Source organism: Nodularia chucula CCY0103 (assembly GCF_963923915.1).
GTDB classification, from domain to species: domain Bacteria; phylum Cyanobacteriota; class Cyanobacteriia; order Cyanobacteriales; family Nostocaceae; genus Nodularia; species Nodularia chucula.
On sequence record NZ_CAWUOL010000026.1, the window covers coordinates 25,124 to 51,558 of the forward strand.

General features: G+C 39.9%; 25 protein-coding genes. 15 read left to right on the forward strand and 10 right to left on the reverse strand.

Going from position 1 to position 26,435, the window contains the following annotated elements; genetic code table 11:
* Positions 1-122 precede the first annotated feature (122 nt).
* The 8 genes from hepA to ACM0OP_RS09935 all read left to right on the forward strand — a co-directional run bounded on the left by hepA (position 123) and on the right by ACM0OP_RS09935 (position 9,965).
* Positions 123-1,973: a heterocyst formation ABC transporter subunit HepA gene (gene hepA, locus ACM0OP_RS09900; RefSeq protein ID WP_414528239.1), complete on the forward strand. Its 1,851-nt coding sequence runs from the start codon at positions 123-125 to the stop codon at positions 1,971-1,973.
* 74 nt (positions 1,974-2,047) lie between these two features.
* On the forward strand, positions 2,048-2,944 hold the full coding sequence (locus ACM0OP_RS09905) for a hypothetical protein (protein WP_414528240.1): 897 nt from the start codon (positions 2,048-2,050) through the stop codon (positions 2,942-2,944).
* 31 nt (positions 2,945-2,975) lie between these two features.
* The gene (locus ACM0OP_RS09910; RefSeq protein WP_414528241.1) at positions 2,976-4,112 is read left to right on the forward strand and encodes a glycosyltransferase family 4 protein; all 1,137 of its coding nucleotides are present in this window, start codon (positions 2,976-2,978) and stop codon (positions 4,110-4,112) included.
* Between the two features lie 47 nt (positions 4,113-4,159).
* Entirely contained in the window at positions 4,160-5,182 is a 1,023-nt protein-coding gene (locus ACM0OP_RS09915; RefSeq protein ID WP_414528242.1) for a glycosyltransferase family 2 protein, read from the forward strand.
* A gap of 42 nt (positions 5,183-5,224) precedes the next feature.
* Complete coding sequence (locus tag ACM0OP_RS09920) at positions 5,225-6,229, forward strand: glycosyltransferase family 2 protein (protein ID WP_414528243.1); 1,005 nt, start codon at positions 5,225-5,227, stop codon at positions 6,227-6,229.
* Between the two features lie 99 nt (positions 6,230-6,328).
* A complete protein-coding gene (locus ACM0OP_RS09925; RefSeq protein ID WP_414528244.1) occupies positions 6,329-7,552 on the forward strand; it encodes a glycosyltransferase family 4 protein in 1,224 nt (407 codons plus the stop codon).
* Positions 7,470-8,441 carry a glycosyltransferase family 2 protein gene (locus tag ACM0OP_RS09930; protein ID WP_414528245.1) on the forward strand — a complete coding sequence of 324 codons (972 nt, stop codon included), beginning with the start codon at positions 7,470-7,472 and terminating at the stop codon, positions 8,439-8,441. The genes ACM0OP_RS09925 and ACM0OP_RS09930 overlap by 83 nt, the downstream gene beginning before the upstream one ends.
* 90 nt (positions 8,442-8,531) lie before the next feature.
* Complete coding sequence (locus tag ACM0OP_RS09935) at positions 8,532-9,965, forward strand: O-antigen ligase family protein (RefSeq protein WP_414528246.1); 1,434 nt, start codon at positions 8,532-8,534, stop codon at positions 9,963-9,965.
* A gap of 63 nt (positions 9,966-10,028) precedes the next feature.
* Here ACM0OP_RS09935 and ACM0OP_RS09940 read toward each other — a convergent pair whose 3' ends face one another.
* Positions 10,029-10,967 carry a methyltransferase domain-containing protein gene (locus ACM0OP_RS09940; protein WP_414528247.1) on the reverse strand — a complete coding sequence of 313 codons (939 nt, stop codon included), beginning with the start codon at positions 10,965-10,967 and terminating at the stop codon, positions 10,029-10,031.
* A gap of 123 nt (positions 10,968-11,090) precedes the next feature.
* Here ACM0OP_RS09940 and ACM0OP_RS09945 point away from each other — a divergent pair, with 123 nt between their 5' ends.
* Entirely contained in the window at positions 11,091-11,825 is a 735-nt protein-coding gene (locus ACM0OP_RS09945) for a phosphoadenylyl-sulfate reductase (protein WP_414528248.1), read from the forward strand.
* A gap of 66 nt (positions 11,826-11,891) precedes the next feature.
* Here ACM0OP_RS09945 and ACM0OP_RS09950 read toward each other — a convergent pair whose 3' ends face one another.
* The 5 genes from ACM0OP_RS09950 to ACM0OP_RS09970 all read right to left on the reverse strand — a co-directional run bounded on the left by ACM0OP_RS09950 (position 11,892) and on the right by ACM0OP_RS09970 (position 16,788).
* Positions 11,892-12,836, reverse strand: a complete 945-nt coding sequence (locus ACM0OP_RS09950) for a GNAT family N-acetyltransferase (protein WP_414528249.1) — start codon at positions 12,834-12,836, stop codon at positions 11,892-11,894.
* 20 nt (positions 12,837-12,856) lie between these two features.
* Positions 12,857-13,396, reverse strand: a complete 540-nt coding sequence (locus tag ACM0OP_RS09955) for a DOMON-like domain-containing protein (RefSeq protein WP_414528250.1) — start codon at positions 13,394-13,396, stop codon at positions 12,857-12,859.
* Between the two features lie 83 nt (positions 13,397-13,479).
* Positions 13,480-14,580 carry a phosphotransferase enzyme family protein gene (locus ACM0OP_RS09960; RefSeq protein WP_414528252.1) on the reverse strand — a complete coding sequence of 367 codons (1,101 nt, stop codon included), beginning with the start codon at positions 14,578-14,580 and terminating at the stop codon, positions 13,480-13,482.
* Positions 14,581-14,738: 158 nt separating this feature from the next.
* Positions 14,739-15,920 (reverse strand): n-acyl-d-glucosamine 2-epimerase, encoded by a 1,182-nt coding sequence (locus ACM0OP_RS09965; protein WP_414528254.1) that lies wholly within the window; start codon positions 15,918-15,920, stop codon positions 14,739-14,741.
* A 133-nt stretch (positions 15,921-16,053) separates the two neighbouring features.
* A complete protein-coding gene (locus ACM0OP_RS09970; RefSeq protein ID WP_414528255.1) occupies positions 16,054-16,788 on the reverse strand; it encodes a class I SAM-dependent methyltransferase in 735 nt (244 codons plus the stop codon).
* A gap of 358 nt (positions 16,789-17,146) precedes the next feature.
* Between ACM0OP_RS09970 and ACM0OP_RS09975 the strand changes: the two genes are divergently transcribed.
* Positions 17,147-17,647 carry a pentapeptide repeat-containing protein gene (locus ACM0OP_RS09975; RefSeq protein WP_414528256.1) on the forward strand — a complete coding sequence of 167 codons (501 nt, stop codon included), beginning with the start codon at positions 17,147-17,149 and terminating at the stop codon, positions 17,645-17,647.
* 102 nt (positions 17,648-17,749) lie between these two features.
* On the opposite strand, the gene ACM0OP_RS09980 is transcribed toward ACM0OP_RS09975, so the two are convergent.
* Positions 17,750-18,466, reverse strand: coding sequence for a pirin family protein (locus ACM0OP_RS09980; RefSeq protein WP_414528257.1), 717 nt, complete (start codon positions 18,464-18,466; stop codon positions 17,750-17,752).
* 454 nt (positions 18,467-18,920) lie between these two features.
* On the reverse strand, positions 18,921-19,487 hold the full coding sequence (gene dps, locus ACM0OP_RS09985) for a DNA starvation/stationary phase protection protein Dps (protein ID WP_414528258.1): 567 nt from the start codon (positions 19,485-19,487) through the stop codon (positions 18,921-18,923).
* A gap of 306 nt (positions 19,488-19,793) precedes the next feature.
* Here dps and ACM0OP_RS09990 point away from each other — a divergent pair, with 306 nt between their 5' ends.
* Positions 19,794-20,210 (forward strand): thiol-disulfide oxidoreductase DCC family protein, encoded by a 417-nt coding sequence (locus ACM0OP_RS09990; RefSeq protein ID WP_414528259.1) that lies wholly within the window; start codon positions 19,794-19,796, stop codon positions 20,208-20,210.
* 123 nt (positions 20,211-20,333) lie between these two features.
* Positions 20,334-21,626, forward strand: a complete 1,293-nt coding sequence (locus tag ACM0OP_RS09995; protein ID WP_414528260.1) for a leucine-rich repeat domain-containing protein — start codon at positions 20,334-20,336, stop codon at positions 21,624-21,626.
* Between the two features lie 98 nt (positions 21,627-21,724).
* Here the strand turns inward: ACM0OP_RS09995 and ACM0OP_RS10000 are convergent, their stop codons facing one another.
* Positions 21,725-22,153 carry a hypothetical protein gene (locus ACM0OP_RS10000; protein WP_414528261.1) on the reverse strand — a complete coding sequence of 143 codons (429 nt, stop codon included), beginning with the start codon at positions 22,151-22,153 and terminating at the stop codon, positions 21,725-21,727.
* Positions 22,154-22,477: 324 nt separating this feature from the next.
* Here ACM0OP_RS10000 and psbQ point away from each other — a divergent pair, with 324 nt between their 5' ends.
* Complete coding sequence (gene psbQ / locus ACM0OP_RS10005) at positions 22,478-22,936, forward strand: photosystem II protein PsbQ (protein ID WP_414528262.1); 459 nt, start codon at positions 22,478-22,480, stop codon at positions 22,934-22,936.
* Between the two features lie 70 nt (positions 22,937-23,006).
* Here psbQ and ACM0OP_RS10010 read toward each other — a convergent pair whose 3' ends face one another.
* Entirely contained in the window at positions 23,007-23,948 is a 942-nt protein-coding gene (locus tag ACM0OP_RS10010; RefSeq protein ID WP_414528263.1) for a nucleotidyl transferase AbiEii/AbiGii toxin family protein, read from the reverse strand.
* 325 nt (positions 23,949-24,273) lie between these two features.
* Here ACM0OP_RS10010 and ACM0OP_RS10015 point away from each other — a divergent pair, with 325 nt between their 5' ends.
* The gene (locus tag ACM0OP_RS10015) at positions 24,274-25,338 is read left to right on the forward strand and encodes a TPM domain-containing protein (protein WP_414528264.1); all 1,065 of its coding nucleotides are present in this window, start codon (positions 24,274-24,276) and stop codon (positions 25,336-25,338) included.
* An 81-nt stretch (positions 25,339-25,419) separates the two neighbouring features.
* The gene (locus ACM0OP_RS10020; protein ID WP_414528265.1) at positions 25,420-26,427 is read left to right on the forward strand and encodes a TPM domain-containing protein; all 1,008 of its coding nucleotides are present in this window, start codon (positions 25,420-25,422) and stop codon (positions 26,425-26,427) included.
* Positions 26,428-26,435 lie beyond the last annotated feature (8 nt).

The following is a 26,435-nucleotide window of genomic DNA, read 5'->3' on the forward strand; positions in this document are numbered from 1 at the left end:
TAGGCAAATTGCTATAACGCACTTTCAAAAAAGAAGGGTAATTTTCTGTTATCTAAAATAAAAGGGTTATTAAGCATCTCTATGATTTATTTAACTAAGCACATTTCTCTGAGAACACACTCATGTATATTCCAGGTTATCAAATACTAGGCAAACGATTCAAGAATAGTAAGTTTTGGCAAAGAAATTATTTAATATTTCGAGAATTTAAACACTTTCGCAAAGTTGCCATTCTCGCTTTAGTATTTTCATTTCTAGCAGCAACTTTTGAAGGTTTTAGTATTGGTTTCTTACTTTCATTTTTACAAAATTTGACTACTCCCGATGCCGAACCAATTCAAACTGGAGTTGCCTGGTTTGATACTTGGATTTTAGCGGCTCAGGCATCGACAATTAATAGACTATATCGCATATCTTTATTGATTTTATTGAGTACATGGGTACGTGCTGGTTTCAATTATCTATCACAAGTATACACAGAAATATCTCAATTATTTCTGGCTGACCGCTTACGAAAACAAATTTTTGAGCAGTTGCAAGGTTTACCTTTAAGTTATTTTGCTAAAACCCGCTCTGGTGAATTAGTTAATACTATTACCACTGAAATTGAAAGGATGAAACAGTGGTTTAGTGGGGCGGCTTTTTTGATGACAAGGGGGATTACTGCTTTTGTTTACTTTGTCTCAATGTGTTTATTGTCCTGGCAATTGACTATTGTTTCTTTTCTCTTGTTCACCTTGGTAGGTGTGGGATTATCAACACTGAATGCCCGTGCTAGGGAAACGAGTTTTAGCACTTCTATTGCTAATGGTAACTTTACTTCTATAGCGATGGAATTTATTAATGCAATTCGCACAGTTCAGGCATTTTCGACTCAAGAGTTTGAGCGTGAACGTTTCTATAATGCCAGCGATAAAGTAGTTAGCACTTCCACTAAAGTTGTGTTAACTTGGGCGCTGGTCAGACCTTTGGCTGAAGCGATAGCTAGTACGATTCTGATTGGGATGATTATTTTTGCATTTACTGTTTTTGTGGTGAATGGCAACTTACAAGTTGCTTCTTTACTGACATTTTTCTTTGTGCTGTTCCGAGTTGTGCCAATTGTGCAAGATATTAATGGTACTAGAGCGCATCTCAGCACACTGTACGGGGCAGCCGATAATATTAAGGAACTGATTAGAAATGACAATAAAACCTATTTGCAAAATGGCTATGTGAGATTTAATCAGCTACAGCATTCAATTGATATAGTTTCTACTGATTTTGGCTATGATCCTCATACTTTAGTGTTAAATAATATTACCTTGAGTATTGAAAAGGGTAAAACTACGGCGTTAGTTGGTGGTACTGGTGCTGGTAAAAGTACATTAATTGATTTGATTCCCCGATTTTATGATCCCACAGAAGGAAATGTCTTGATTGATGGGATAAATATTCGTCAATTTGATATCAAATCTTTACGCCAGAAAATAGCTGTAGTTAGTCAGGATACATTTATTTTCAATACTTCTGTGAGGAATAATATTTCCTACGGTACTGAAGGGGCGACTGATGATCAAATTCGTGAAGTTGCTCGACTAGCAAATGCTCTGGAATTTATTGAGGAAATGCCGGAAGGCTTCAATACACAGTTGGGAGATCGGGGTGTGCGATTATCTGGAGGACAACGCCAACGAATTGCGATCGCCCGCGCTTTGCTGCGTGATCCAGAAATTCTCATTTTAGATGAAGCTACTAGCGCTTTAGATTCTATGACTGAAAAATTAATTCAGGAATCTATCGAAAAGCTATCTGTTGGTAGAACAGTGATTGCGATCGCACACCGTCTTTCCACTATCGCCCAAGCGGATAAAGTCGTGGTATTAGAACAAGGACGTATCGTTGAGCAAGGTAACTATCAAGAATTACTCCAACTCAAAGGTAAGCTGTGGGAATATCATAAAACTCAATATGAAATGGGTCAAGCTGGTTAACTTTTTCCGGATTTGATTCTGGGAAAATTGCACACTAAATTGAGAGCAAATATTTGGCGCTTAGGGTTAAATAAATGGTAAACATTGGCTATCACACTGCTCGCTTTCAAGGTAAGATTAATCGCTATCTCTATCAAGCAAAGATAGGTAAAATAGTGGATTTTTCTATCAAAAACACTCAAAAAGTTGCCATTCGAGTCTATGCTTTTTCTTGTGAGCGTGATTTAGCGGAACAAGTGGCAAGTATTCGCTCATTTCTGACTAATATTGGTATTCCTGAGAAATTTAATGTGATTTCTGATGGTAGCTACACTGATTTGAGTTGTCAGTTATTGCGCCGCATTCATCCCTGTGTTGATGTGATACCTATTAACCAATTTATTAAACCCGACTTGCCCAAATGTGTATCTGATTATGCCCAAGTACATCCACTGGGCAAAAAATTATCCGCGTTGATGTCAATTCCTGTGAATGGTGCAACTATCTATACAGACTCAGATATTTTATTCTTCCCTGGGGGAAGTGACTTAGTTGAGTTAGCTAATTTAGATAGTCAAGTCTGTCATTATTTACCAGATTGTTCAAATTCACTAGATGGGAGAATACTGTATGAAGAAACAGAAAAGTTAAATCCTGTGAATGCGGGGTTTATTTTGTTTAAAGATGAACTAGATTGGGATTTTGCCATCAAGCGGTTAGGGAATTTGTCTGAAGTACCTACCTATTTTACTGAACAAACAATTGTACATTTGACAATTCATCATAATCATGGGGTTCCGCTCTGCTCAGAGAAATATGTGATGAATGTCAGGGATCAATTTATTTATCCAGATCAATTTGCTGGTAACACAATTGCTTTACGCCATTATGTCAATGACATTAGACATAAGTTTTGGCTGAATAGTATAAAAAAACAGATACACACAGAGAAAAATTTTGTGCTACGAAACCAAGAAGCGCAAATTTTTTAAACTACATAAACTAAAAATAAGCAAAATAAATATGAGTTTATTGGTTGATACAAAAATGATTTATCACTGCTCCCAAGCTGATATTAGGGGCGGTGGTGGTGTGGAAACTTATGTAGAATCTTTGGTAAATGCTAAGATTCCTGGGGTGAGCGATCGCGCGATTACTTCTTTAGCAAATGTGGAGCAAAAATATTTTAAATTATTGCACCTTCACGATGTAGATATGTTAGGTGAACTCCGAGAAGAATGTCCGGCCATATTTACCTTGCATAATCACTCTAGCTACTGTCCTAGTGGTACGAAATATTTAACAAATTGGGGTAAAGTTTGCGATCGCACTATGAACCCCTGGGGCTGTACTTGGGGTCATTTAGTAGACGGTTGTGGTAGCCGTCGCCCGCAAAATATTTGGCAAGATTGGAGGAATGCTAATCATCCTTTAGAAATCCTCAAAAACCTGAAAATTCCTGTGATTGCTAACAGTAATTATGTGCGCCAGCAAATCGTGAGTAATGGTTTATCACCTAAACGAGTGGTGACATTGCGATGTGCTGTACAACATCCCCAAACTGACAATGCACCTCTAAATCAGAAAATTCATCAAAAGCAGCGAATTTTGTTCGCTGGTCGCATTGTTCCTTACAAAGGAGTGGAATGGCTGATGAAAGCTTTGGCACTCTGCGATCAAAGTATTCATCTTGACATTGCTGGTGATGGTTGGAATCAGCCAAAGATGAAAAAATTAGCAGATCAGATGGGGTTAAGCGATCGCATTACTTGGCATGGTTGGTGTAATGGTGAAAAATTAGAAAGCCTTTATCAACAGTGTTTTGCTGTAGTCTTTCCTAGTGTTTGGCCTGAACCTGCTGGCTTGATAACTCTAGAAGCCTACAGTCACTATCGACCAATTATTGCTAGTGCAGTTGGGGGTATTCCCGAATACGTGCGACATGGGGAAACGGGAATTTTAGTTCCACCTCACGACATTAAAAAGTTAGCTGCTGCTATCAACGAATTAGGAAACAACTTTTCCCAAAGTAAATTAATGGGTGAACAAGGTCAGGTTTGGTTCCAGGAAGAGTTTACTATTGATGTTCATATTCAGCGTTTAAAAATAATTTACGAAAAAACTATTGCTGAATTTCATGCCAGAAATTTACACAATTGAAAGTAAATTTTCCCCAAATACTATTTATTTAACCCTCATAATTAACAATGGAAAACCAGAAGCCGAAAATTGTAGTAATTACACCTGTTAAAAATGAAGCTTGGATATTAGATCGTTTTTTAGCTGTCACTAGTGAATTTGCTGACCACATAATTATTGCTGACCAAAATTCTAATGATGGCAGTCAGGCGATTTGTAAAAATTATCCTAAAGTGACACTGATTGAAAACAAATCAGAAAGTTTTAATGAATCAGGTCGGCAGTTATTATTAATTCAAGCAGCCAGAGATTTAGTTCCAGAACATAAAATTATTTTAGCTTTAGACGCTGATGAAATATTAGCAGCTAATGCTATTCATACCGCAAGCTGGCAAGCAATGCTGAAGGCTAAACCAGGCACAGTATTATGTTTTGAAAAGCCAGATTTATTTGTCACAACTCATCAATGTCTCAGAACTGGTATTCTCACACCCCTGGGTTATGTTGATGACGGTGCTGAACATCAGCCGCAGAAAATTCATAGTGTCAGGATTCCTATGCCTGAATATGCTACAAGATTACATATTCATGATATTAAAGTGATTCACTATGGTGTGACTCGTTTGGATGCCCATGCATCAAAATTACGTCTGTATAGTGTAATTGAAAATGTCTTAGAAGTTGGTCATTCTATAGGTAGGCGATCGCGCTATCCTTCTAAACCCGATTACTTGAGTCTAGGAAAATTAGAAACTGCTACCCCGGAATGGTTTACAGGTTGGGAAGAACGGGGAATTGATATGCATACAATTATCAAACAAAAATATTATCATTATGATTTTGAAGTCTTACGTTATTTTCATAAATATGGCATTCAGCGCTTTTGGATGGAAGATATTTGGAAATATGATTGGGAAGCTTGCCGTCAATATGCCCAATCAATAGGTATCACTAATATTCCTGATCATCCCATACCAAAGCCCGCCAAAATTTTAGATTCCATCAAGATTCTAGACATTACAATGTCGATGGTTACTCAATCTTATCGATATATTGGTTCAATTCTCAAACCATCAATGAAGTTAGGTTGAAAAATAATTGCATCCTCATTCATCCCAGATAAATATTTGTATATGAATAACATCAATACTACTGAATTGAAATTAAATCAGCCTCTGGTGAGTGTGATTATTCCTACTTATAATCGACCAGAATATCTCAAACAGGCGATCGCCAGTGCAGTGAAACAGACTTATGAAAATATTGAAATTCTTGTTTGTGATAATTGCAGTTTAGAAAGTCCTCAGAAAATTGTAGAATCTTTTGCAGATTCCCGCATTCGCTTTTGGCGACAGCCGCAAAATCTGGGAATGCTTGGTAATCAGATGTATGGCTTCAAAATGGCTACTGGTAAATATGTGGCCAGTCTCCACGATGATGATATGTGGACAGAGGAATTTTTAGCGAAACTTGTGCCACAATTAGAAGCAAATTCTGATTTAATTTTAGCTTTTTGTGACCAATATGTTATTGATGGTAATGGCAAAATTAATGATGCGGGGACGGAACTAAATACACGCTCTTACAAACGGGATCAAATAGCCGCAGGAGTTCATCAACCATTTGATAAAATTGGGTTAATAGATAAAAGTATTCCCACCGCCGCAGCTTGTGTAATTCGTAATCACATCATTGATTGGGATAGCATTCCTCCTGAAATTGGGGGGATGTGGGATTTATATTTAAGTTACCTCTGCTGCATATCTGGTTATGGTGCTTACTATCATCCAGAAAGACTGACATTATATCGAGAACATGAGCAGACTGATACTAAGCTGAGTGGTAGTAAAAATGTTGAGGCAAAAATTCGCAAAGCTAAAAGCGAAATTTTCTGCTACAAACTGTTTATGGAAGATACTCGAATCCAGAGTTTTAAACCACATTTTCGCCAAAAATGGTTAGAAGCTTATACAACTTTAGGCATTGGTTTATTACGCAATCAACAGACTAAATTAGCACGGTCTTATCTTTGGGAAGCATGGAAACAGCAAAAATTTAATTTCCGCACTATTGCGGCGCTTGTGATTAGTTATAGCCCGAAAATATTCGCTGATCCAGTATTGGGAATACCAAAATAAAACTAAATCGGGATAAAAACGCAGATGTACGCTGATAAACGCCGATGATCGGATTTGGAATTTACCAGTTATTTTGATAAGTTAGAGGAGAGGTAATAAATGAAAATTTGCATTGTTACCCACACGGTACAAAAGGGTGATGGTCAGGGTAGAGTTAATTATGAAGTTGCCTTAGAAGCGATCAGGCGGGGTTATCATCTGACTTTATTAGCTAGTCATGTGGATTTAGAATTACAACAACATCCGCAGGTTAACTGGGTTCCTATTTCTGTGAAAGGCTACCCCACGGAATTTATCCGGAATATGGTGTTTGCGATTAAAAGTACAAATTGGTTGCGTAAACACCGTGGTGAAATTGATCTTGTAAAAGTGAATGGGGCAATTACTCATGCTGCGGGAAATGTGAATGCAGTTCATTTTGTACATAGTTCTTGGCAGAAATTTATTGCTCAAAAAAATCAAGTAAAATTAGATAATTTTGTTTATACTTTTTACCAGTGGCTATATACAACTTTAAATGCTTACTGGGAAAAACAGGCTTTTGCTAAAGCGGAAGTAATTGTTGCTGTTTCTGAGAAAGTCGCCCAGGATTTATTGGCAATCGGTGTACCCCAGACATCGATACAAGTAATTGTAAATGGGGTTGATTTACAAGAGTTTTCCCCCAGAATTAGCGATTCCTACGGAGCGCTACGCCAAAAATGGCGATTACCTGAAGGCTTACCCCTAGCTTTGTTTGTCGGGGATATTAGATTGAGTCGGAAAAACTTAGATACGGTTTTACAGGCTTTAGTACAGGTTCCTGAGTTACATCTGGCAGTAGCTGGTAATACTCAAGGAAGTCCATATCTGCAACTAGCAGCATCACTGGGATTGTCTGAACGAGTACATTTTTTAGGACAGAGGTCTGATGTTCCAGAACTGATGCAGGCTGTAGATTTCTTGGTTTTCCCCTCCCGTTATGAACCCTTTGGCTTAGTAGTAATTGAAGCAATGGCTTCTGGTTTACCTGTAATTACCGCTAGTTCCACCGGGGCGGCGGATTTAGTCACAACTGAATCTGGAATAGTTTTGTCAGATGCAGATGATCCTGATCCTTTATCACAAGCATTGCAGTTACTAAGTAGCAATCGCACATTGTGCCAAAAAATGGGTCAAGCTGCACGTTCAGTCGCGGAACAACATAGCTGGACAAATATGGCACAAACTTATCTCGATTTATTTGAGGAATTAATCAATCATGAGAAATACGGTTCTCATCCCCACTTATCGCCGTCCGTTGGATCTATCACGTTGCCTTTTGGCACTACAAGCCCAAACTAAACCCGTTGATCAAGTAATTGTGGTGGTTCGGGATACGGATGGAGAAACTTGGGAATTTCTGTCCCAATTTGACCACCAAAATTTACCATTGCAAATTGTCCAGGTGACACAACCGGGAGTGGTAGCCGCACTCAACGCCGGATTGACCGCCATCACTGGAGATATTGTTTCCATTACTGATGATGATGCTGCACCCCATCCTGATTGGTTAGAAAAAATTAACGCTCACTTTCTCAGTGATAGCACCATTGGCGGTGTCGGTGGGCGGGATTGGGTACACGTCGGCGACAAAATTGAAGACGGTCAAGCAGCGATAGTTGGTAAGTTGCAGTGGTTTGGGCGAGTAATTGGCAATCATCATTTAGGAGTAGGCGCACCCCGTGAGGTTGATGTGCTGAAAGGTGTAAATATGAGTTTTCGTACCCAAGCAATTGGGCAATTAAAATTTGATCAACGAATGCGTGGTACGGGGGCGCAGGTACACTTTGAAATGGCTTTTACTTTCAGTTTAAAACGGGCTGGTTGGAAGATGATTTATGACCCACAGGTGGCGGTAGATCATTATCCAGCCCAACGTTTTGATGAAGACCAACGCCACAATTTTAATGAAGTGGCTTTTATGAATTTAGTGCATAATGAAACTTTAGTTTTACTAGAACATTTGCCGCGATCGCGCAAAATTATCTTTTTGCTGTGGGCGATATTAATAGGAACAAGAGAAAATTTAGGTTTAATCCAATGGTTGCGCCTTTTACCCAGTCAAGGTCAACTTGCGGGCAAAAAGTTAGTCATATCTTGGCGGGGACGTTGGCAGGCTTATCAAGGATTAAAAATTCCCATTTCTGCATTAACAATAGAGAATTTAACCTCTTATACCAATTTAAGGTAAGGATGCATAAATAGATTTTAAACAGAAATCCTACTCCTGACTCCCCACTCCCTACTCCCCAGCTATAAATCTAAAATTGGTAGATTCATTGTGATTTCCAAACAGATTCATTTTCATGCTTTTTTAGAATCACATTTTTTTCCCGAAGAGCGATCGCTACAAGGTTGGTTGGCTATTTCGGGCTTTGTGCTACTGAATGTAGTTTGTTATTTTGCCGGTGCTGCTGGTTTATTACGCTTAGTTTATCCAGCCACAGCCTTAGTGGTAGCCGTATTTTTATACTTACGCCATCCCATTCTTTATATCGGCTTTACTTGGTGGATCTGGTTTCTCACACCCCTAGCTACTCGCTTAGTTGACTATCGCATTGGCTGGGACCCCACCCGTCAGATGCTGATCGCTCCTTATTTAGTAGTATTCGTCACCATAGCCACTTTCTTAAAACACTCTCCTCGCGCCTCTGTCCAGGGAGGTTTGCCATTTATTTTGGCATTTATAGGGGTATTTTATGGCTTTTTAGTGGGACTAATTTATAATGGACCGATGCCTGTAGCACGGGGTTTTTTAGATTGGCTGAGTCCAATTATTTTTGCTTTTCACCTGTTTATTAACTGGCGAGATTATCCCAGCTACCGCCAGAATTTTCAAAAGATTTTTCTTTGGGGCGTATTGATTTTAGGTATTTATGGGATCTATCAATTTGTAGTTGCACCAGAGTGGGATAGATACTGGCTGATAGAATCCAAAATGTTTACAAGTTCCGGAGACCCTGAACCTTTTGGTATGAGGGTTTGGAGTACCTTACACTCACCTGGTCCCTTTGCCTATGTGATGCAAACAGGATTATTATTATTATTTACCAGTTCTGGTTCCTTGATTTTTCCCGCCTCAGCAGTTGGTTATATCTCCTTTTTGCTGACACAAGTACGGACTAGTTGGTTGGGTTGGTTGCTGGGAGTAGTAATGATTTTTGGTTCGGTCAAGGCGCGGATTCAAATGCGCTTAATTGCCGTCATTTTAGTCATGCTGATGTGTGTCGTCCCCTTGACAAATATTGAGCCAATTTCTGATGTAGTCACAGAGCGTCTGGCAAGTTTTTCTAATCTGGACGAAGATACCAGCTTTAAAGATAGATCCGGAAGCTATGACAGAAATTTGAGTTTAGCTCTTTCTAATGTTTTTGGTAATGGGTTAGGGAATATCTGGAAAGTCAATGAAAAAACAGGTCAAATAGAAGTAATTGTCCTAGACAGTGGCATTTTAGATATGTTTTTCACCTTGGGTTGGTTAGGTGCTATCCCTTATTTGGGTGGGTTATTATTAATAATTGTTAGCGTTCTCAAATATAGCGAGGCGAATTTTGATAGTTTTGTCAGTGCTGCTCGTGCCATTGGTTTAACTGCTTGTGTACAGTTAGTTGGTAATAGTGCCATGCTGAGTATACCGGGGATGATTTTGTGGGGATTTTTAGCAATGGCGATCGCCGCCCACAAATACTATCAGCATCAAAATACACATCATTAGGACTTACGCAAAAATTCTCAATCATAATTAAACGCAGATGGACGCAGATAAACGCAGATAATCTCATCTTCTGACAGCGCGGAACATCCCAAAGCGACAAAGACCTGTACCAAAAGCCAACCGCATTAATAGCAAAGTCGGAACTTCTCGCAGAGATTTAATTAAACCAGATATCCCAAAACGTACTAATCCCGCAGGTCGGGCTATTCCTTGCCAAATGGAATCTAACCAAGAAGGAAGTGTTGGTTGTGTCCAGTCTGCTGTTACTACTTCCCCCGCCACTAATTCCGTAGCCGCCAAAAGTTCAGAAAAACCTTCAATACTAGCAAAAGCCGGATGAGACCATTGATCTAGTAGTTGTTTCATTACGGGTTTTTCCCAAACATTCAGAGGGTTTTGGCGGTCGTCTCTTTGATTCCAATCAGCCACCACTAAAATTCCCCCAGGCTTTAACACCCGCATTAATTCTTTGGCGAAAATGGCTTTATTTGGCATATGGGGACCAGCTTCAATCGACCAAACCACATCAAAACTGGCATCAGGAAAGGAAAGCGCCATTGCATCATCTACCTGAAACTGGGCGTTCAGTCCATCGGGAGTTAATTCTTGGGCGCGTTGCACTTGTTGCGGACTGATGGTAATCCCTGTGACGGCGAAGCTATAATCCTTTGCTAAAATCCGAGTGCTACCCCCAATTCCACAGCCAACGTCTAAAACAGTTGTACCGGCGGGTAATTTATCTAAACCTCCCCAACGTACCATTTCATGCACAAAGTCTGATTTAGCGAGCAGAAAATCTTTGTGTTGTGGTGGGGAACCATAATGACCTAAGTGAATGTGTTCGCCCCAGTAAAACTCCAAAATCCCATCTTCTGTCCATTCATCGTAAGAATTAGCTACGGAGTTAGATGATTGATAACGGCGAGCTGTGACTAAATATAATATAGTTCCCAGGGCTAATAGTGCAGTGAGTAGTCCCAGGGCATAAAACAACCAAGTCATGGAAATCTGTCCTTAACATTGCTTAAAAATTCTATCCTATTCTCTCGGTTGTTGAATCTTGTGTGGATCAGGGCATCTTAAATTGGTAAAATTCAGGTTGCCGAAGCAGAGAACACTAAAAATATGGTAGCTAGTCCGACGAATTTAAATATTGCCGCTTTAGAAGCAGAATATACTCAAAAAACTCCCAGGGAAATTATTAAGTTTGCTCTGGAAACTTTTAACAATATCTGCATTTCTTTCAGTGGTGCTGAAGATGTGGTTTTGATTGATATAGCATCGAAAATTACTAAAGATTTCCGTGTTTTTACATTGGATACTGGACGCTTGCACCCGGAAACTTATCAGTTATTGGATCAGGTAAGAGAACGTTATGGGATTAAGTTAGAGGTACAATTCCCCGAAGCTGCGGAAGTCCAAGCTTTGGTAGAGGAAAAGGGCTTGTTTAGTTTTTATCAAGATGGTCACAAGGAGTGCTGCGGAGTTCGCAAAGTCAGACCTTTACGCCGCAAACTCAATACTTTGGATGCTTGGATTACGGGTCAACGGAAAGACCAAAGCCCTAGTACCCGTAATCATATTCCTGTGATGGAGGTTGATAGTGCTTTTTCTACTCCCGACCATGAATTAATTAAGTTTAATCCTTTGGCTAATTGGTCTTCTGCACAGGTGTGGGAATATATCCGGGCTTTGGATGTGCCTTACAATAAACTGCATGAGCGGGGTTTTGTGAGTATTGGCTGTGAACCTTGTACTAGACCTGTGTTACCTAATCAGCATGAACGGGAAGGCCGTTGGTGGTGGGAAGAGTCCACTATGAAGGAGTGCGGTTTACACGCGGGGAATTTAGAAAAATAGTTGAATGTATGCGATCGCTATCTGTTCCTAGAATACGCGATGATGGCGATCGCCTGCAACTTGACTTTAACGCCAATCATCAATGACAAAAACATCAGGACGATTGTATCCCGGTTCATTTGGTTGGTGCATTGCCACTCCAATAAAATCACTGCGAAAACCACGAGCTAACATTCTCAAGTATGCTTCTTCTCGGCTAGTATTCACCCCAGCTATTAAGCGAGACATTCCTAAAGTTGTTGTCAATGCTTCACATAAATCTAACAACTGTTCAAATAACTGCCCAGCATCAGAACCGGGACGGACTGCACCAAATCTCACAAAACAATTGTTACTTCCGGCTTCTGTACCAGCGCCTATATGACAAACGGCAAATCCTACTAAGCCAGTATCGTCCCATAAAAAAATTGTCTCACCCAGTCCTTGGTTTTCAACTGTCTGAATTTCTGATGATACATCTAGCCCTGGATAAATAGCATCGGTGAGTTGATAACTGGCTTTGAGACTGCTCGCACGTTCAACTAAGCTCATTTGGGAAAATCGAGTACCGGGAACTAATGGCTTTGTTGGTTGTACTACTGGTTTAGCTAAAATCGCAGTCAAAAAACGCAACCGAAAACCAAATTTTTGGTATATTGCGTGATTTTTGGGACTTTGAGCAAAGGTAAATAACCCTGTGAGTTGAGTATTTTGGGCAGTAAAATAGGCGATCGCAGATGCAATCAAACGTTTACCGACACCTTGATTCCAATAATCAGGATGAACACTTAAAGGGCCAAAATAACCGAAACTACCCCAATTCACCACTAAATTTGAACCAATTAATTTTCCATCTACCTCAGCAGCAAACACAGTCTTAGGGTCAGCTTGCCAACGGTGGGATATATAAGTCGCATCTCCATAAAATTGAGTTGGTTCTGGTAATCCCAGCAAAGTCCCAAAAGCTAACCGAAAGATATGGTCAGCTGGGGCTATTTCATCTCCGGCTAAAGAACGAATCAAGATATTCATAAGACTCACACCCAGGTTTTTTACAGAAAAATTATAAAACTATCTCGCCGATGAAAATCAGCCTCTACTCCTGGATGAGTTAAAGCCCAATAAGTAATATTATCAGTTTTATTTCTGATTACCGCAGTAATTGCTACTTCTATTTTTTGTTCTTGGCTGAAAATTTTACCCAAATCTACATCTAAAACCAGGGTTAAACTATCAGATTGCTTGTGAATAGTAAAGAGAAGGCTATTAAAAGCGGTTTCCTCCTGCATTTCTTGACGGTAGCCATCAAAATGATACACATTCCAATGTCCGGCGGGGGAAAGGTTAAACTCCCAATATTCTGCTGCATCTTTAATACCCAGGAAAAACTCAAAACAAGTATTTTCCCAGAGTTCATGCTGGCGCGCTGGTGTCTCTGATAAGGGAGGAATTACAAATGGCGTTAAATCTCCCAGTAGTTGGTAGCGCAAGCTGAGTTGATTTGCATAGCGGGTGATATTCCCTGTAATCTGCAAATTAGGTAAAGATTCCTGAGAAGGAAAGGGTTTTAGGTTAAATATCTGATTTTTCATCTCAAATCTGATTGAATACTTACGAAAGGCGAAAACCTGCCAAACCTTTGCTTTATCTTCCCTCCTCCCTACTCCCAGCCATATCATCTCAAATCTGCGATAATTTGGCGAATTTGTGTTTCTTGGGATTCTATACTTGCAGTTAGCTGAAACTGTACTAAAGCCCTGGCTAAGTTGTGTTCTGGATATTTAATTTTAAAGTAGACATCCCCGGCTAAATAGTCAGTCAAAAATCTTAGCCCTAACTCAAAGCTAATCAGACGAATAGCCGGGTAAATGTATATATAGTCATTCTCGGTGAGAAAAGCTTGGGCGACATCTAGATAACCCTGTAAAATTCCCTGACATAAATCTGTCTCAAATTTAACTTGTTCCCAGGATTCAGTTTCTTCTCCAGTGGGATTGCAACCTGAGCGCAAACAGTCGCCGATGTCGTAATGTACTAATCCTGGCTTCACGGTGTCCAGGTCTATAATGCTAACTGCCTTTTGGGTGACAGTATCAAATAAAACGTTATTAATTTTAGGGTCGCCGTGCATCAGGCGTAGGGGTAATTTGCCTGCGGCTTTGGCATTTTCTAAGATATCTGCAATGATGGTGCGATTGTTAACAAATTCTAAGCAATAATTAACCTCTGGGGATGATTGGCGCTGATGTGTGGTGAGAATTTGCTGGTACTGCTGCAAATAAATTGGTGTAATATGAAACCCTGGTAAAGTATCGGCGAGTTTGCTGGGGGGTAAATCGCTGATCAGATTGTGGAACATTCCCAAAGCATACCCAATTTCTGGGGCGTGGGAATTATTTGTTAAGGTGTCGAATGATTGGGCGTTTTCTATAAAGCTAATAGCCCGCCAGTAGCCGCCATTTTCATCTCTCCACAGGTTTTGATGATCTTGAGTTAATAACACACGGGGAACCTCCCAACGGCGATCGCCTGGGGTGCGGCTTTGTCGAATGCAAACATGATCTGTTAAAATCTGCATATTCTGCATTACCAGTGGCGGTTGCTGAAACACCTGGGTATTGATGCGTTGCAGCACAAAATGCTTTCTGTCTGGAGAATCCAAAGTTACCAAGAAAGTATCATTAATATTCCCATTTCCCAAAGATTGAATAGCCGTAACTTTCCCTGAAAACGTGAATTGTTCGGCTATAGCAATAAAATTCATCTCTGTTGTCATGTTCTTTGACCTACACTACTCCTCACGGATATTGCACAAAGGCAATAGGCGATATGGTAGCCTAAGTTTCACTACAGGTGAGTAGTGGGGAGTGGGGAGTGGGGAGTGGGGAGTGGGGAGTGGGGAGTGGGGAGTGGGAAGTGTGGGGAGTGTGTGAATTAAACTGACTTTAAAGCCAACGCCTCAAACTGTTTCCCACAAAGATACAAGGCACGGGGTACATGAAAACAACCCTTCCATTTACCACCCTTGAGATTTAACAATACTTCCCCACGGCGATTGAGATAACCAAACCATTCGCCATATTCTGGATCTGCAAAGTGTGACCAAGTATAATCATGGATTTTTTCATACCATTGCCAACACTGATCACGCCCAGTCAAGCGATAGCCCATTGCTAGTGCTACTAAAGACTCTAAATGCACCCACCACAATTTTTGATCCCATTCCAGTTGCTGGGGGGGATGACCTTGAGCATCCATAAAGTAATATAACCCGCCATACTCAGCATCCCAAGCAAAATTGAGGATATTTAGCACCACGTCAACGGCTTGGTTAATAGTCTGAGTATCGTTGTTTCGGTGGGCGATATCCATGATAAACCACATAGCTTCGATACCATGACCAGGATTGATTAACCGCCCTTCAAAGCAGTCAACGTGGGAACCGTCAGGGGCGACATTTTCATACATTAACCCCCGTTCCTGGTCGAAAAAATCTGTCATTACTTCTTTCACAGTGCTAGCCAGGACATTTTCCAGGGTTTCACTGGGTAGCAACCATGCCATTTCTAAAGTCAGGTTAGCTAAAATCATCGGTACAGCCAAAGATTTGAGGGGGCGTGTACCGGGATAGGTCTTGTTATATTTACCTTTGGGATGATCTTTGCGGCGCAACACATTATTATAGGCTTGCATTGCCACATCCTTCGCCCAATCTTTTCCAGAAGCTAAGGCGTATTGACTAAATGCCATCGCTGCAAAGCAATCAGAAAATATATTGTAGGGTTCCACCAGTGGTTGACCTGCACTGGTGAGGGCAAAGTACCAATTACCGTCGGTATCTCTGCCATATTGGGCGAGAAAATCAGCACCGTTTTGGGCAATTTTTAACCAGTCTGTCCGTTTTTCTAACTGGTTATATAGCATGGAAAAAGTCCACACTTGGCGATTTTGCAACCAGATAAATTTGTCTGTGTCGTAGACCTGACCCTCTCGATTCAGACAGGTGAAATAGCCGCCATGCTGCCAGTCGAGGGAGTATTTTTCCCAAAATGGTAGTACGTCATTGATCAGGGAATTTTTATAAAGTTCAGCTAGTGTTTTAAAGTCGTATGCCATAGATTGTCTGCCAAAACAAATAATTTCATTATTTTAAATGTAGACAGGTTTCATAGAAAGTCTCTACAGGGTTTTTGACTTAAATCCTCAGCCCAAAGTTATACAATTGACAGTTCTAACTGTTAGATAGTTGTCAAAACTTGACTTTATATAAATCAAATAATTCTCCTAATTGGCGCGTCACTATTTTTGCACCAGTGGCTTTGATGATTTTTTCCCACTCAGCTACAGGTTCTAGAAAGACTTCAGCGCCGAGATATGTTTCTAAAACTGCCCAATCTTCTGCTAAAGGATGTTCGGGGTTGAGGATATCAAACACAAAGTGTCCCTCTGGTTTTAAAACCCGCTTGACTTCTAGTAAGACGGCATTCCAATATTTTAAGGGAAAATAACAGCTGAATCCGGTGGCGATCGCCAAATCAAACTGGTCTGCTGAATAGTTTAATTGATGGGCTGGCCCCAACTCCACGCCTTTAAACAGTTTAGAATTTAATTGTGAACCACGAGAATTGAGAGTATCACGTGCCACAGTGCTAATTTCTTGCCCATAAAAATATCCTAGCCAATCCCGCCAGGGATAGATTAAAAAGCTGACACCACAGCCAATATCTAAACAGTGCTGATTTTTTTTCGGTTCAGCAATTTCCCAAAAAGGAGAAACAATTCGCCCAGATAACAACCCAGAAATCCATTCGTGATATATGGGCATTTCTTGTAATTCTGCGGGTAATTCTAAATCTTGCTTTTGATACTGTCGGTTAAAGCGATACCCCACCTGCGCCACTCTCTCCTGCCAGTTTTCTGAGTTATAGGGAGTTTGGGAGGGAAAAAGCTGAATTGGGTCTGGTGAATTACGCTTTTTAGACATTCTGTCTCTGCTGCTCCTAGAATATTTTCTGGTCAACTCCTAGTGTAGCGAAATGGAAACTGGTAAGAAAAAATCAAGCCTTTGAAAAATATCTTAATTTGCCAACAGGCTCAGAGGAAGCTGCGGTTCTGATTTTGGGTAGTGAACCCACACCATAGACGATTAGTGAGAGTCAGGCTGTGTTGTCTGATATGTGTTGTCTGATAAATTTTGTAGGATGAAACCTACAGCCTACCCATGAGTATTTACTCTGATCAAATTGACTGTAAAACCTGAGAAAGATGTTAAATATAACTGTTTAAGCTAAATTTTGCCGCTAAAATTCTGAAATAACCTATAAAGTAGCCAAACAAATTTTATGGTTTGGAAAATCAGAAGAAGTAAACTTGTAAGTGCGATCGCAGTTATTGGTATAGGTATGCTCCTTGGGTGTACAAAAGCAGAAAAAACTCAAGTATCTACTCCACCTCTAACTAGTCCTGAAATCAGCCAGCAGGTTCCACCGACTCCACAAACAACAGCTAGTAATAAACTTAATCAATTGCTAACAACTCGGCAATGTCCTGGTTGTAATTTCCAAGGCGTTGATTTAGAAAAAGCTGATTTAAGAGGTGTTAATCTCAGTAATGCTAATTTGAATGATGCTGATTTAACACAAGCTAACTTAAGCAATGCTAAACTTAGTGGAGCTAACTTAACCGATGCTGACTTAAAAGAAGCTAATCTGACTAGAGCAAATCTCAGAAATGCAAATTTTACTAGTGCTGATTTGGAAGATGCCATATTGACTAATGCAGATGTCAATGGTGCCAATTTTACAGGGGCAGATATAGAGGGCATAGTAGGTTTGAATCGATAAAGTATCGAAAAACCATTTCGCTTAACCTAGCAGTGGTAGGGGCGCAAGGTCTTGGACTCCTACCACGTGGTTTATTTACCTGAAAATAGCTGTAAATCCCAATTAACCCAAATCAAAAAGCAAAAACTCTGTGCCAATATCTGTACTGATTTCTAGTTTTTCTTCCCCAGTGATTTGCACGCCATCACCGGCTCTGAGTTCTTCTCCATTGAAAGTTGCGACACCTTGAGCTATTTGTAACCAAGCATAACGATTAGGTTTAACGTGATAATTCACAACATCTCCTGGTTCTAAAATAGAGGCATATAAATCAACATCTTGGTGAATTATTACTGCACCATCACGCCCATCTTTGGCAGCAATTAACCGTAGTTGACCCTGCTTTTCTGTGACAGAAAATGATTTTTGTTCATACCTGGGTGCTAATCCTTCCTTGTCTGGTAAAATCCAAATTTGCAGTAAGTGTAGTGGTTCAGTTTGCGAAGGATTAAATTCGCTGTGGGCGATTCCCGTTCCTGCGCTCATAATCTGTGCGTCACCAGGGCGAATGATGGAACCAGTACCTAAGCTATCTTTATGCTCAACTGCACCTGATAGGACATAGGTGAGAATTTCCATATCGCGGTGACTGTGGGTAGGAAATCCCCCACCAGGGGCGATGCGGTCATCATTAATTACCCGCAGAGTGCGAAATCCCATGCGATCGCGATCGTAAAAACTGCCAAAGGAAAATGTGTGATGACTATCGAGCCAGCCTAACTGAGCATGACCACGAGCATTTCTATCATGAATTAAATAGTTAATTGTGTTTTGTGACATAATTTCACCTGCTTGAGAAAGTTTACTTTTTTATTAGTCTGTTGATTTGAATACATTAATTTTTCACTTGTTTAAATCATAAGATACATACCTCTCAAATGAAAAGTACGCACTGAAAAGTAATGTAGTTACCAAAAAGAAACTACTCAGTTATGTTAGTCATCAATTATCTGTATATTTAATTTCTCTAAGTTGCGCTAGTAGCGGCTAATTTATGATTTATAGCAACCGCAAAGGACGTTAGGACATAAATTGATCATAAAAGTTATACACCGAAAGGCTTTTACCCTACTCCCTACTCCCCAGCTATAACTGTATGTGCGATCGCCAATAAACCCAGTCTGGGGATAAACTGGGCTACTACACAGATACAGTCCAGCGAACTGGACTAATACAAAATCAAGGTTTTGTTTGTTTAGCCGCGACTAACCGTCGCCACGGCTGTTTTTCAAACTTATCTCAAAACCGATGTCTTTTGATGACTCACAGTGTTACCGTTATGATTTTGAATTTCTGCTACTTGCAAATGAGCATCTAAGAACCAAAGACGTTTATCAATGGTGCGGGAAATTTCTGTGTAAAGATCGGCGGTATCTGCATCGCCTAATTTATCAGTTCTGGCGATCGCATCTCTGATATGCTTACCATAGAGACTAAAACGATCTGCCAACGCCGCTACATGGTCTTGACCTTGTAAAATATTGCTAGGATATTCCGGTAAAATAGAATTATTAGCCGCAGCCCTTGCTGTTCCTAAAGCATAACCACCCAAAGCGGTGACACGTTCCGCAACCATATCAACATACTCTTCTAATTCACCTGCTAGCTCATCAAATAATTCGTGCAGTTGAAAGAAGTCACTTCCCTTCACATTCCAATGGGCTTGCTTCGCCTGGGTTTTCAAATCCAGAGTAGCTGCTAAAGTCTGATTGAGAATTACCACAATTTGCAATCGCGTTTCCGCAGGAATATCAATGCGAGTAGGGTAAAGACGAGATGTTAGGGTGTTGTTATTAGTCATTAATTCTGTCTGAATTACACAATACAAATACTTTACAGATAGTCAATGACTTTTTGTAACTCTCTCTGGGTAGATGTGTTTAATATGTGAATCCCTTCTTTTGTCGATTTCAATTTTTTATATAAATTAAATATTCTCAATTAAATAAATAAAATTACTTTGATATTAATCGCGCTGAATTTCCGACTCAGACAGGCGATCGCCGATTATTTAATTAGAGGAAATCATCAATATAATATCTTCAATTTGACTATTTTTATCAAAATATTGTAGATTTCTAACTATACCCAAAGAAATATTATTTTTATGAATTACAACGTTATCTATGATGGAAATTGTAATCTCTGCGTTACCCTAGTGCAGTTACTGGAAAAATTAGATCAGGGAAAACTGTTTCGCTATACCCCCATGCAAGATGAAGAAACATTGGGACAGTGGGGAGTTACAGCCCTAGATTGCGAACAGGGAATGATTTTAATTGATGGTAATGCACCCGCAAGGCGTTGGCAAGGTAGTGATGCGGCTGAGGAAATTGGGCGATTGTTACCGATGGGAAATATATTTGTAGAAGCTTATCGGGCGTTACCTGGGATGAAATGGGTAGGCGATCGCTTCTATGAACAAATCCGCGATAACCGCTATACTCTCTTTGGGCAGCGTCCAAGTACCTATCAATCAGCCTATTGTGTCGATGGTAGCTGCAAAACTGAGAATTACCAATAATTACGGCTTTTGGGATTACCCAGAAATCAATTCTCCAACTTCGACTTTCTCCTGCTCTTAGGTGATTTCGGGTTTTCTTATTTGCAAGTTTTTTTGTCCTACACCACAACATTAAAGTAATTTATGAAAATCAAATTTCGCTTACTAATTGGTTTAATAATTGGTTTTACCTTGGGATGCTCCCCAAAGACTCTTGTTGCTCCTTCTGTAAATGCTAAAAGCTTTAGCGCTTGGTGTCAGCAAAAATCAACCTTAGCTCCAGAAACAAGACATACGGTTGAGATTTTGTTGCGAAAGGCTGATACTCAAAACTGCGATCAGGCTAACGAAAGGCTTACCAAGTTGACTTATCTCGACCTTGATTCCAATAAAATTAGCGATATTCAGCCATTATCGGCGCTGACTAATTTGACTGAGCTCAATCTCTACTCTAATCAAATTAGTGACATCCAGCCATTATCGGCGCTGACTAATTTGAAGCGTCTGATGCTCACTCATAATCAAATCAGTGACATCCAGCCATTATCGGCGCTGACTAATTTGACTGATCTCAGTCTCGACTCCAATCAAATCAGTGACATCCAGCCATTATCGGCGCTGACTAATTTGATTTATCTGACGCTCAACTCCAATCAAATCAGTGAAATACAGCCATTATCGGCGCTGACTAATTTGGGTGATCTCAGTCTCACTTCTAATCAAATCAGTGAAATCCAGCCATTATCGGCGCTGACTAATTTGAGGCTTCTGAGGCTTGGCTCCAATCAAATTAGTGAAATACAGCCATTATCGGCGCTGAATAATTTGGCTGATCTCAGTCTCCACTCCAATAAAATCAGTGAAATCCAGCCATTATCGGCGCTGACTAATTTGAGGCTTCTGACGCTCCGCTCCAATCAAATTAGTGAAATACAGCCATTATCGGCGCTGACTAATTTGACTCATCTCAGTCTCGACTCCAATCAAATCACTAAAATACAGCCATTATCGGCGCTGACTAATTTGACTGATCTCACGCTTGACTCCAATCAAATCAGTGAAATACAGCCATTATCGGCGCTGACTAATCTGACTACACTCTGGCTCAACTCCAATAAAATCACTAAAATACAGCCATTATCGGCGCTGACTAATTTGAAGCATCTAATGCTCACTTCTAATCAAATCAGTGAAATCCAGCCATTATCGGCGCTGACTAATTTGACTTTCCTCGCGCTCTACTCCAATAAAATTAGTGACATCCAGCCATTATCGGCGCTGACTAATTTGACTGATCTCAGGCTCGAATCCAATCAAATCAGTGAAATCCAGCCATTATCGGCGCTGACTAATTTGAAGCGTCTGGAGATGTCTAATAACCCGATCGCACCCCAGATCTGTCCTGTAAAACCAGCGTCGATCTGTACCTTTAATTAATGTTAATTAGTGGGAATTTATCTGGTTTGAAGCTATGTGGTATGGTCGCATCACTCCAATGAAATTTCCTGCGCGAAGGAGAACTTTCTGGAACAAAGTTAAACACTGGCTTGATTAAACACCTCTAAAATGTGGCGACAAATCTGCTTGAGTTTGTCCCCCACTTGTGGCGAAGGTTCAGACTTACCCACAAAACTCCAATTTTCCACTGTAGACAGTCGCCAAGCTTCACCGCGATGATCAAACCCAGCCACCTCTAAACCAATAGCCCGTCGTGAGTCATTTATGGGGTCTTGATAAAAGCGGATTTGAATCAATATACTCCGACTGCGCCAAGATTTGCTGATTCCGGGAAAATGAAAGCCGATGTCTATAGAATCTGGATCTAACAAATCTCTGGTTTCTGGGTCATCCTTCCAGGGTTTGAGATCCGATTTAGCATCAGGAAACTCGAATTTAAACAAATTCACTACAGTAGCAATCTTGCTGGCCAGTTCAAGATTTGTTGCTTGTTCAGATGCGTTCACGAAAAAAACACTCCTATATTTTGCACATCTAGAGGGGATGTGACGACAGAAAACCGCCAGAAGGCTTATTATATTGGTGTTTTAGCTTATCAACACCATTGGGATTTCGCAAATATAAGATTAGGCTTCCTCACAATTTCGCTATTTTGAGTAATTATACTGAATTTTTCCCAAAACACCCAGTAACTAGGCTGTTCCACAACAATATCTGCCTTGATTACCAAAATTTCCAGGAAAATCCCTTGGCAATTAGAACTATCGATTACCGCAACGATCTAAAATTACACTGTAAATGGGCATACACAAAAAAATTAAGTTCAGTTTATGGCGCGTCACCGCTCGATTTTTTCTCTGATTTTAGTATTATTGGCAACATTCCTCATTAGTTGTGGTGGACCGAGTGCTGCAATTGCACCTCCAACTTACACAGCAATTCAACTAGAGAGAATTGAGGAATATGTTCCCAAAATTCAGGCTGTGCGCGATCGCGCCGCCGAATTAAAAACCCTGATCAACAAGAAAGATTGGATTGATGTCAGTAATTTCATCCACGGTCCAATGACAGAAGCCAGGTTGAGCATGACATATATTATTCCCAACCTGTTACCTTCAGCCCAACCCACAGCACGGCAAAAAACGCGAGATTTACTTAACCACTTAGTTAAAATTGATCAAGCTGCGGGAGAAAGTGATACTCAACTAGCCTTGATTAACTACCGAGAAGCAATGGAAGACATTGATCAGTTCTTCAAACTGCTTCCTGATACAAATGCAGAAGCCTAAGTAACTGAGGCGACTAATTAAAATGGGTAGAGGGAAACTTGTTATTGATTTTCTCTCTACCCTTTCATCATTATTTATACTCGTTAAATGTTCTAGCTGTCTTTTCTAAGCATAAATCCGCAGCTATTAAATCAATACCATCAATAATTTTACTGGGTTCGACAATTCGCAAAGCAGTAAAACATTTGTCTCGATAATTTGGGTTATTTTGGAAAAAGGATATCGCTTTTTTTAAAGGTTCAATCACTGGATACGCTGTTTCTGCTTTCTCAATAGCCTCTCTAGGAATTGGAGACTTGAGCCTTTGGACGGCTAAATCAATTAAATCTCTCGACTCTACCGAAGAATCATTCCATCTGTCGGAATTAGCTAAAAGTTTTTCAGCAAAACTGTCAATTTCATTTAAGCATGGGACGGGGGACCAACTGGGAAAATCTGGTTCTCCCAATTCGATGCGTCCTTCCATAATAATTTCAAATTTAATCAGAGTTTCATCAACTATAATTGCAAATCTTACCCCATATTGGTCAGCTTTAATTTCTCCGCACAATTCGAGGTTATTTTGAGTATTAAATAGAGCATTATACTGATTTTCAGCTAATTGTTGTCGCAATAACCGATAGCCAGTCCCAGTGGAACAGAGAAAATCTATATCTTTGCTTAATCTATATTCACCATGATTTAAACTTACCAGAGTGCCACCGCCAAAATATGCACCACACTCTAATAAAAAATTAGCCTTTAATTGATTAATAACTGTTAAAATTTTTTGATGAAATTCCTTCTCAAACATTTGCGATCCTAACCATGAATTATAGTATTGAGCTAACCGTTGCACAAAGAAGGCTTCTGTTTGGCTCAAATCCCCTAAAACTCCTCGATAATGCCAACCTCGTTCATATATTCTCAGCATTTCTAAAAGGGTAAGATTTTCTATATCTTCTCTTTGCCAACATAATCTTGATAAAAAGGGCAACTTTTGGGGAATTTGAATTTGAGGTTTAATTAACATAGGTAATATAAATAGGTGTGAAATACGTGATCAATGCACCTCCAAAATACTAAATACTGTCATGTTTGATGGCACATACTAGTTTAGCAGCATCTTAGTGGATTAATTAAAAGCCATCGTAGCCGGGGAACCTCAAACCCAATTTTTCGATAATTATCACAAAGAAACAGAGAAAAAATACCTCATTTAACGCCTCCCAGTATTGGTTGTGGCAGTGGTGGCGGTGCTGGTGACAGTTGGTAAATGTTATTTTCCGTAATTCCTCGCCCATGAATTGATGTATTAATTAAGAGTCAATTCAGACTGATATCTGATAGGGGAAAATATGAAATTAACTTTCCTACAACCAAAACGAATTTTTCTGTTAGGTATATTTTCAGCATCTATAGTTCTTGCACCGTTGTCTAGCCTTGCCTTAAAGGTGGAAGAAGTGCCAAATCCTCGACAAGTATCGGGTGGTTGGGTGACAGATATGGCAGATATTCTCAACGATGAAACAGAAGCCCAAATTAATCAGATGATTGCTGATTTAGAGGCGAAAAATGGTACAGAAATGGCTGTAGTCACAGTACCCACAACTTCCCCAGCACCTTCACCCAAAAGTTTTGCCACGGAGTTATTCAATCATTGGGGAATTGGTAAACAAGGAGAAGATAATGGTGTATTATTTCTGATATCGGTGGGCGATCGCCGAGTCGAAATAGAAACTGGTTACGGTATTGAAGCCATTTTACCTGATGCCAAAGTCGGCAATATTATCCAGAGTCAAATTATCCCTTATTTCAAAAAAGGAGATTTTGCAGGTGGTACGCTGGCAGGAAGCAAAGCATTAATAGTAGTTCTCAACTCGAATGAAGCATTATCTGATAATCAGGCAATACTTCCAAGCACTCAAAGAACCCCATCTGACACAGGCTACCTTGAGATATTTATATTAGGACTTACTTCAGGCGTAGGTTTGATTGTAATGCAAGTTCTAGGAAAACTACTGGATAAGATTTTCTCATATATTATATTTATCTTAAATCGTCCCCGAAAAATACTTATTGCACCAAAAGGGCGCAGTTGTAAAAAGCAAGGGAATTACATTTTTTTGTGTGCTGATTGCAAACAACCAATGGAGAAAGTAGACTATGATACAGTCCAATCATGTCTGAGCAAAGAAGAACAAGAACTAAATAGTTTTAAATTTCAGGGTTGGAGATGTCCTAGTTGTTCTCAGCAAAACATTGATAATAAGTTTCATATTGTCGCTATTAAGTATCGTATTAGTAGCGGTGGGGGTAGTTATGGTGGAGGTAGTTATGGCGGTGGGGGTAGTTATGGTGGAGGTGGTGGAAGTAGTGGTGGTGGAAGTAGCGGCGGCGGCGGTGCTGGTGGGAGTTGGTAAATGCTATTTTCCGTAATTCCCCATCGATGAATTGATGTATTAATTAAGAGTCAATTCAGATTATGTCTGATAGGGGAAAATATGAAATTAACTTTTCTCAAACCAAAACGAATTTTTCTGTTAGGTATATTTTCAGCATCTATAGTTCTTGCACCATTATCTAGCCTCGCCTTAAAGGTGGAAGAAGTACCGAATCCTCGACAAGTATCGGGTGGTTGGGTGACAGATATGGCAAATATTCTCAACGCAGATACTAAAGCCGAAATTAATCAGATGATTGCTGATTTAGAGGCGAAAAATGGGACGGAAATTGCTGTAGTCACAGTACCCACAACTTCCCCAGCACCTTCACCCAAAAGTTTTGCCACGGAGTTATTCAATCATTGGGGTATTGGTAAACAAGGAGAAGATAATGGTGTATTATTTTTGATATCTGTGGGCGATCGCCGAGTAGAAATAGAAACTGGTTACGGTATCGAAGCTATTTTACCCGATGCCAAAGTCGGTAATATTATCAATAGCGAAATTATCCCCGAATTTAAACAAGGTGATTTTGCAGGTGGAACACTGGCGGGAACCAAAGCATTAATAGTAGTTTTAGGTTCTGATTCTCAGCCCCCAGGATTATTTACTAGAATCATTCAATCTATTGTTGGTGGCTTTGGGGTTTCATCGGATTTATTACTATTCCTACTTTTGATAGTAATGACAGAATTATCAGTCATTGGTTTGTTCTTTTTCAACCGATTCATATACGAAAGATCGCGGATAACTCTTTTACATCCAGAAGACAGGACAAGAAGAAAACAAGGTTATTATGTTTTTTGCTGTATTGAATGTAAGAAACGCATGAAAAAAATAAATTTCAAAAGCGTTGCACCACATCTCAACATCAAGGAACAAACAGCACTAAAGTTAGGTAGTGTCCAATTTGAAGGGTGGCAATGTCTCACTTGCTCTCAGCAGTCAACTGGTAGAGGATTTCATTTAATTGGTCTGGAAAGTAATTTATATAAGTTTGCCATCTGCCCTCACTGTAAAGAATACAGCACTTCCGTCTGTTATGAGGTACACTTAATTAAGATATAAATACTTTA